Consider the following 1,941-nt stretch of genomic DNA (forward strand, 5'->3'; position numbering starts at 1 on the left):
GGAGCCGCGGGAACGGGAGGAGCGAGAGGGACGGGCGACACCGGCCACCGGGCGGACGGCGGAGCCCCCGGGGCTGCTGCCGGTGCCGTCCGCGCTGCGGGAGGTGCTGCCCGACGCCGGGCTGCGCCGGGGGACGGCGGTGTCGGTGGCGGGCGGGGACACCGGGCTGCTGCTGGCGCTCGCCGCCGGAGTGAAGGAGACCGAGGGCGGCTGGGCCGCGGCGGTCGGACTGCCGGACCTGGGGCTGGCCGCCGCCGAGGGGTACGGACTGGACCTGCGGCGGCTGCTGGTCGCGGACGATCCGGGGCCGCACTGGGCCGAAGTGGTCTCGGTGCTGGCCGGCGCGGTCGAGCTGATCATGCTGCGCCCGGACGGGCCGGTGCCGCCGAAGCTGGCCGCCCGGCTGGCGGCGGTGCTGCGGCGCAGCGGCTGCGTGCTGCTGGTCGCCGGGCCGTGGCCGGGCGCGGTGCTGCGGCTGGGGGTGCGCTCCGGGCGCTGGTTCGGGCTGGGCGACGGCCACGGGCAGCTCGTCGGCCGGCAGGTGGAGGTGGTGGCCGAGGGCCGCGGCTCGGCGGTGCGCGGCCGGACGGCCCGGCTCTGGCTGCCCGACGAGCACGGCGCGGTGCGCCCGCTCCAGGAACAGCCGCGACAGGGACGGCCGCAGCCGGTGGCGGAACCGGCGCTACCGGCACTACCGGCACTACCGGCACTACCGGCGCTACCGGCGCTACCGGCGCTACCGGCGCTACCGGCGCTACCGGCGGCGGAGCCGATGGCACCCCGCGTGGCGGCGGTGGTCTGAGATGGCGGACGACGGAACCCCCCGGGTGCTGGTGGTCTGGTGCCCGGACTGGCCGGTGGTGGCCGTCACCGGCGACGACCCGGTCGCGGTGACCGAGGGCGGGCGGATCCTCGCCTGCTCGGCGGGCGCCCGGGCGGCCGGGGTGCGGCAGGGGCAGCGGCTCAAGCTGGCCCAGCGGCTCTGCCCGGAGCTGGAGCTGCGCGACCGCGACCCGGAGGCGGAGACCCGCCGCTTCGAGCCGGTGGTCGCGGCGGTGGAGGCGTTCACGCCCCGGGTGGAGGTGATCCGTCCGGGACTGTGCGCGATCCCGGTGAAGGGCCCGGGCCGCTACTTCGGCGGCGAGGAGGCGCTGGCCGGCAAGGTCGGCAGAGCGGTGGCGGACGCCCTCGGACGGCCCCTCGTCCCGGACGCCGTCCCGGGCGCGGTGGCCGTCGAGGCCCGACCGGCAACCGCCTCCCGACCCGAAGCCGCCCCGCAGACCCGGGCGGCCCGGGACGCAGCAGCCGCCCCGCAGACCCGGGCCGCTCCGGCCGAAGCCGCCCCGCAGGCCCGGGTCGGTGTCGCCGACGGCCTGTTCGCCGCCGTGCTCGCCGCCCGGGCCGGAGTGCTGGTCCCGGCCGGACGGACGGCGGAGTTCCTCGCCCCGTACCCGGTGAGCGCGCTGGGCGACGAGACGCTGGCCGAACTGCTGGGGCGGCTCGGCCTGCCCACCGTCGGGTCCTTCGCCGCCCTGCCGGCCGAGTCGGTCGCGGACCGCTTCGGCCCGTCCGGGACGGTCGCGCACCGGCTGGCCCGCGGCTTGCAGCCGCGCCCGCTGGTGCCGCGCGACGAGGAGCCGGACCTCGCCGTCGAGCAGCGCTTCGACCCGCCGGAGCCGCTGGCCGAGCCGCTGGTGTTCGTCGCCCGCACGCTGGCCGAGCAGTTGCACCGGCGGCTGGCCGGGGCCGGGCTGACCTGCCGCCGGGTGGCCGTCGAGGTGGCCTGCGCGGACGGTCGGACGGCCTCCCGGCTGTGGCGGCACGAGGGCCGGTTGTCCGCGACGGCGCTGGCCGAGCGGGTCCGTTGGCAGCTGCAGGCCTGGCAGGGCGCGGGCACCTTCGCCGGCAACGGGGAAGGCGGGGAGGACACGGGCTTCACCC

Annotated in this window: 1 protein-coding gene and 1 pseudogene; both read left to right on the forward strand. The window is 79.2% G+C overall.

Going from position 1 to position 1,941, the window contains the following annotated elements; all coding sequences use genetic code 11:
• Positions 1 to 802 (forward strand): hypothetical protein (locus tag ACIQOV_RS39440; RefSeq protein WP_401055715.1); only part of this gene is annotated, 802 nt, incomplete at its 5' end.
• Between the two features lies 1 nt (position 803).
• Positions 804 to 1,941, forward strand: a pseudogene (locus ACIQOV_RS39445) (hypothetical protein); the annotation flags it as partial.

Source organism: Kitasatospora sp. NPDC091257, from assembly GCF_044757675.1.
GTDB lineage: Bacteria > Actinomycetota > Actinomycetes > Streptomycetales > Streptomycetaceae > Kitasatospora > Kitasatospora lactacystinica.